The sequence below is a fragment of the Gemmatimonas sp. genome, from assembly GCF_031426495.1.
Lineage (GTDB): Bacteria > Gemmatimonadota > Gemmatimonadetes > Gemmatimonadales > Gemmatimonadaceae > Gemmatimonas.
This window is the reverse complement of record NZ_JANPLK010000072.1, coordinates 169903-176229: the sequence shown is the minus strand read 5'-3', so window position 1 is coordinate 176229 and position 6327 is coordinate 169903. Positions and strand designations below refer to the sequence as shown.

At 64.3% G+C, this 6327-nt stretch carries 5 protein-coding genes; 2 read left to right on the top strand and 3 right to left on the bottom strand.

Annotated features, from left to right (window positions below; genetic code table 11):
* Positions 1-123 precede the first annotated feature (123 nt).
* Positions 124-882, bottom strand: coding sequence for a hypothetical protein (locus RMP10_RS18505; protein ID WP_310571594.1), 759 nt, complete (start codon positions 880-882; stop codon positions 124-126).
* A 140-nt stretch (positions 883-1022) separates the two neighbouring features.
* Between RMP10_RS18505 and RMP10_RS18500 the strand changes: the two genes are divergently transcribed.
* Positions 1023-2096 carry an MBL fold metallo-hydrolase gene (locus RMP10_RS18500; protein WP_310571593.1) on the top strand — a complete coding sequence of 358 codons (1074 nt, stop codon included), beginning with the start codon at positions 1023-1025 and terminating at the stop codon, positions 2094-2096.
* A 93-nt stretch (positions 2097-2189) separates the two neighbouring features.
* Entirely contained in the window at positions 2190-2747 is a 558-nt protein-coding gene (locus tag RMP10_RS18495) for a hypothetical protein (protein ID WP_310571592.1), read from the top strand.
* Between the two features lie 317 nt (positions 2748-3064).
* On the opposite strand, the gene RMP10_RS18490 is transcribed toward RMP10_RS18495, so the two are convergent.
* Both RMP10_RS18490 and RMP10_RS18485 read right to left on the bottom strand, forming a co-directional pair.
* Positions 3065-5257, bottom strand: a complete 2193-nt coding sequence (locus RMP10_RS18490) for an EAL domain-containing protein (RefSeq protein WP_310571591.1) — start codon at positions 5255-5257, stop codon at positions 3065-3067.
* 86 nt (positions 5258-5343) lie between these two features.
* Positions 5344-6141, bottom strand: a complete 798-nt coding sequence (locus tag RMP10_RS18485; RefSeq protein WP_310571590.1) for a spondin domain-containing protein — start codon at positions 6139-6141, stop codon at positions 5344-5346.
* Positions 6142-6327 lie beyond the last annotated feature (186 nt).

The window sequence follows — 6327 nt, the reverse complement described above, 5'->3', positions numbered from 1 at the left end:
TTGGCTCAGCGTCGTCTGGCGGAGCATCTGTTCGAGGGTGCGGCGATCATCGGGAGCGAGCACGAGGTCCATAGTCGGCGTAAACATACCGCCGTCGGGTGCAAGTCTCGTGCTATCCACATTTCACTTACGCTCCACTAGTCGGAATGTGCCGGAGACCGGGACGCGTACCGAGCGTGCCCGCGCGATCTCGAACTCCTCGATGGCGCGATCGATAAGCGATGTGACCGGGTAGCGGTTTGCCAAGGCGGTATCAGCCCTGATGCGGTTGATCCAGTCACGCCCCGCAAAGGTGTCCGGCTCTCGACCCCAGGCTGGCAACGCGTCGTAGAACGACAGCAATGCGTGCGCGCTCAATCGTGGCTCACGGGAAGACACATCAGCTCCTCGTGGCGCATCGCGGTATGGCTGGAAGTGCGCACCGGTGATGTCGAAGGTGGGAATGCCTTGCGCCCACTCGGCCCGCGGACGCAACCGCGCGCGGAATAGTCCGCTGAGCGAATCGGGGAGCCAGCGGGCACTGCGCCCCCACGCCACCGGACGACAGTCAGCGGCATAGTCCCATGGCACCAACACCGCCTCTCGCGTGCCGGGCGGCAAGGCTTTGCGAGCGCGATTGCCCAAGCGGGAGACTCGGACGCGCTGTCCATACGCCACGCGCGCCGCCCCGTTGCCGGAATGCCCCATCGCCACGACTGGGCGACGCGATCCGTCGCCTGCCCGCACCGTGTCGGCCAACGGCGAGCCGATGAACGCGATCATAAGCGGGTCATTGATCTCCCACGGCGCCACCAGCGAACAGGCAGCGGCCGAACGAGTCAGGCCGGCCAGCATCATCGCGATCGCGGCCCAGCGGTACCGCAAGGTCAAGCATGCGTTCATCGGTTCAGCCCATTGAAGTGGCACTCGCCTTGTCACAGACTACGACTGTGACGTCTTCGTGGTCAAGCATTGCACGCGCGTGGCACCAGCCGTTCACCCGGTCGCGGCTTCGCCACGCACTCGCGTTGCTCACCGTTTGCGTGAGCCTTGCCGCGTGCCACTGGGTGCGCACCGGCGATCCCGCGCCCCTTCGCCCCGTCGCGGCGGCGCACATCAAAGCCGTCGGTGACTGCACGATCACGGCCAGCTGTCACGACTCCGTCGACATCGTGGCCATGGGTGTCAGCGGCTTCCTGTTCGTCCCGTGGCGCGACAGTATGCAGCTCGTGATGACCCCACCGTCGTACACCAACCCCACGCTCTGGTGGACGGTGTTCGGGAACTGGCTGTTCGGGTCGTCCCCCAACGAGGCGCGCATTGCCCGTCGGTTGCGTGATCTCCCCGCCGCCGGACCAGACCGCCTGTCGCGCGTGCGCGCCGTGCTCGTGGGGCACGGACACTATGACCATCTCATGGATCTGCCGGTGCTCGCGAGCTATGTGCCCAACGCCACCGTGTTCGGCAGCCGCTCCGTGGTGAACACGCTCAACGCGGTCCCCGCCTTCGGACGCGTGACGGGAGCCGCGTCGCGACTCGTGTCGGTGGACTCGCTGGCCGGCGTGACCGCCGATCAACCGGGGCACTCACTCTCAATCGGTGACGCCGTGCGCGTGCGCGCGATCGCCTGGGAACATGCGCCGAACTTCGGCACGCATGTCATCGCCCGCGGCACTGTCGAAGCAGCTCAAACGTCGCTTCCCCGCGGCCTCTTCGGCTGGAAGCTTGGGCGCGTATACGCCTACGCCATCGACCTGCTCGATCGCGACGGCCGCGTGGGCACTCGAATCGTCGTGCACGATGCTAGCGCGTCGCCCGAGGTCGTGCGTCGCGCCGTGGCCGTGATCGGCACGATGCCAACCGCGCGCAACACGGTGCTCATCATCACGGCCGCGAACTTCGATCAGGAGCCGTCGTACCCCGACATCCTGCTCGCCAGCCTCGCACCAGAGCATGTGCTGCTCGGACACTGGGAAGACTTCTTCCGGTCGCCCGAGAAATCCGAACGCGTCGTGCGCGGCATTCACGGTCGGCAACTGATCGATATCGTACACCGCTACCAGGGCGATCGTTGGACGGCGCTGCAGGCCGGCGCCACCCTTCGGATGCGCTATTAGGCCGGGCGCCGCACAGAAACCTCGACCCGCTCGGCGCGTACGGTAGCGGCACAACCCCACCGTTCGCCTCCACCGCCGACCGGAGCACGTCCCGTGGATTCCGTCTCGTTCTCGCGCTTGCGTCTCCGTTTCACAATCACGGTCGCCATCGCGATTGGGTCTTTGCTCGTGTGGCAACACAGCCAAGGTGGTGTGCCCAGCCATAGCTTCCTGGCGCGCAACGATATGCCGCTGATCTCGAACTGGTGGGGCGCGCTGATTCTGCCCGTACTCACCTGGTTCTTGGCCGGACGTGTGGGGCAGCGCATTGCACAGCACGCCAGTGACCGCGCGGCCGCGAACACCGAGTGGCGGAAGATTCAGGTCGGGTATGCCATGGCCCTCCTCTACGCCATCGCGGTGGCCTCGGCCTTCATGACCGGCCACAAGGACATCTCGTCCGGCCTGTTTCAGGCGCTGCCGGTACTCGCCCTGTTCGTGCCGATCTTTCGCGCCGAATGCGTACTGGGGTTCGTTCTCGGGCTCACCTATTCGTTTGGTGCGGTGCTGCCCGTGTTCATCGCCTCGATTCTCAATCTGATCGGAGCGGTCGTGTACCTCGTACCGCGCGCGATCATCACGCGCCTCAGGGCGCGCGACGCGGCGACCTGAGCGTGCCGGGAACCATGACCGCCGTTTGTACGCCATCTTCCATGCGAATCCCTCCGGCATAGGTCACCGATTGCTCCCCCACCAGCGGATGTGTCTGCGCGCGCGCGACATCAGGAACGACTCTGGGCACAAGCAGAGCGGCCAACAGCAGAACGATACGGCGCTTACGACTCCGGAGCATGGGGGAAGTCCGGCGCGACCGATCGGCCACGCGTAGCGAGTATGCTCGAGGCCACATGTGCGTCCACGATAGTTTCCTTCCGGTGGTCGCCAGCAACGAACGCCGGTCGAACGGCGCGTGGCGTGCGCAAGTCATCTCAGCGCAAGCGGAAAAGCTCACCCGTCGGCGTGAAGGGCCGGTCGTCGAATATGTGAATGACGTCCCCACGCAGCATGAGCGCGGTGGCCACCGCACTGGCAGCTGTCTCCGTCAGCGCGAACTGCTGTCGGAGCCATTCACTGAGTGCTCGACCGGAAAAGCTTGCATCGTACCAGAGAAGATGCCGGCGGCGTGCACCGACGGCGATACCATCGGGGGCGCGGAGCCGGCGCGCGACCGCCTCAAGATCCGGCAGGACATCCAACGGAGGTTTCTCAACATCGTAGACGGATACGACGAAACGAAAGAAGAGATATGCGTCGGCAAAGTCGTGCTCAGACACCACGTGCTCAATGCGGCCCAGCGCCGTCAATCGCTCTCCGATGCGCACGGCCACGGCCCGTGACACGGACAAGCGCGTCGCGATCCATGTCACCGCATCAGCCGAGACAAAACACTGTGGGTAGCTGCGCAGTCGATGCCGCCGGTCCCGCACGTCAATGCCAGCAAGCCCCCGCATCTCGTCGATGAGTCGATCAGTATCGAAGGACGGGACGGCATCATCGAATGGCGCAGCCAACACTGGAACGCCATCCCCGATTCGCGCCGATCGCCGTGGCGTCAGCATCCTAACGGTCGTCTGCTCGGGCAGGTCGGCGTGATACGCGTCGAGCCACGCGTTGAACTCTTCGATCGCCATCGGGCGTGCAATCAGGTATCCTTGGACATACTGCACACCGCGCGCCGCCAGATAGTCCCATTGTACGTCCGTCTCAACACCTTCCGCGATCAACGGAATCTGCAGAGTGTGCGCGAGTGAGATAATCGTGTCCAGGACAGGTCGCTCGGTCGTAGCGCCATCCACATGTCGCACGAACTCCCGATCGATCTTCAATCGGTCAACCGGCAAACGGTCGATCGATGCCAGGCTACTCTGGCCGGTCCCGAAATCATCAAGTGCCAGCTTGTAGCCGGCGGCACGGAGCCTGCGCAGCGCCGCTTCAGATCCCGCGTCGATCACCTCTCGCTCCGTCACCTCAAGCAGCACATGGTGACGCGGGAGTGAGCTTGCATCAAATATGCGCTCGAGTGTCTGGTCGAAGTCGGGAGCGCGTAGTTGCGCCGGCGTAATGTTGAACGAGAAATACATCTCGCGATGCGCCGCGATGATGGGGGCGAGTCGGTCGCGTGCTTTCGCCATGACCATGTTGGACATCGGCACGATGAGCCGAGACTCCTCGGCCAGTCCAATAAACTCCTGAGGCGAAAGAAGTCCGCGGGCCGGATGCCGCCACCGCATCAGCACCTCACCACCGACGCATCGCCCGCTCTGCACCGAGACGATCGGTTGCACAAAAGGTTCGAATCGCCGCTTCCGCAGGGCGATCTCCAACCGACGCTGCGGGTTCGCGCGATCACGATATCGACTCTGGAGCCATCCCATCAGCGCGAGCGTGAGCACCCCCACCAACGGCAGGAGAAGCACCGCGCTGTCCTTCAGCCGCGACAGGACATGCGCCGTGCTGACCGATTGAATCAGTCGAACGCGATAGGTTGGCGACACGGAGCCGCGCTGCCAGAGCGTCCGCCCGCGTTCATCCGCCTGGGGTGCATTCATCCAGGGGACGGGGTCGGCTCGTCCAACGATCAGATACCGATCCCATCGACTCGAATTCCCGGACGCCTGCATTGACAAGCGCGCCAATACGTTCGGGTCCAATTCCGCGACAAGCGCCGACGCGCCGCGGGTCGAGATGGTCCGAAGCCCAAGGGACCGAATCGACGGCTCGACATAGAGCAGCGCTTCTCCATCGCCGGGGAGTGGTGGGAGCGTCGTGTGGCGGCGCACTCCCAGCGGACCGCACCACGACGTCGCCGCCGTCGGGCGCAGAAAGTAGGCTCGTGCGACCTCACTGGTGAAGCTGACACTGACGATGCGCCGAATGGTCTCCGCATCGCAGGTCTGTGGCGCGCGCTCAATGAGCCTCGAAAAGTCCTGCTCGAGGGCGAAGAAGAGTGAATCCCAGGACGCGCCCAGCAGCCGTGCCTCGTCCCGCATATCGCGTCGATCTCGTCCGATCTCGAGGCTGGCCCACAACGCGAGCACGCCGACGAGGGAGAGCGCGAACGCTGCTCCCCACGCCAACGTACCAGGGCGCGCGACGCGGGCGCGGAGCCAGAGAATGGTCACCGCTGGTGGTATCGGTCGACAACACGGCACACTGAATCTTTGCGCCGATATGGAGGCGATCCGCACCAGCCCCCGCGGCGACGCATTCACGCCCCCCGACGAGTACCCCGACGGGCGACCCACGCCAGTCCCGCCAGTCCGCACGTCAACAGCACCAGCGTACTGGGTTCCGGCACGGTGGTCACTGGACGTGACGTAAAGTCGATGCGATACACATTCTGTCCCGCCGCTAACTGGCTTTGGAATTCATATCCGGCGCCCGTGGTCAGTCCGTTGAAGCCCTCGAGTTCCGCGAAATTGAATGCCACGACGGACCCCTGCGGAGTACGCAAGTCGTTATTGCCAACGAACGCCGCCGCCGCCGGATCAAAGATTTCCGATCCCGCGTCCCAAATTTGGCTCGTCGTCTGGAAGATCGAGTTGATCAGCAGATTTCCGGTGGCATCAAACAGTCGGATTGGACTGTCGTTGCCGATGAAGAAGTCGTTGCTCGGCACCACCATCGAGGCAAAGCTGAAAAACGGATTGAGTCCGGTGTTCACCATGAAATCGAGGCTTGCGGTCCCGCCGGGCTGCAGCAACCCACCAATCGTCCCCCGCGTCGCCGTGGGATCTGCCGCCGCGAAATCCGCCTGCCACTGCGTACCGGAGCCGCCCTCCGCGACCGAGATGATCCCCGCACCAGGCGCCTGGCCAATATTGAATGAGTCGAAGATCCCCCGATGGAAGCCCACGTGCAGCGGCGCGAAGCTGATGCTGTTGCGGGGGGCCAGATTCGTGACGGTGGCCGTCACGATGCGTTGCTGTGCCTGAGCGGTGCTGGTGGCGACCAAGGCCACCGCGGTGGCGGCCACCAATCGAACAACGCGAGACAGTCGTGTCATGACGTGCGACTCCTGAAGTGGAATGGGTACGGAAGAGCGACGGGGCGCACTCCTCCTCTCCCTATCACCCGATATCGCGAAAAACCGGCTCATTGGCCTTTCGGGGGCCTTCCGATCGGCGACCCCCGCTGGGACTTGCGGTGCATCGCGCGCGGGTCAACCCTTCTCTGGCGCTCTCTCTGTGGG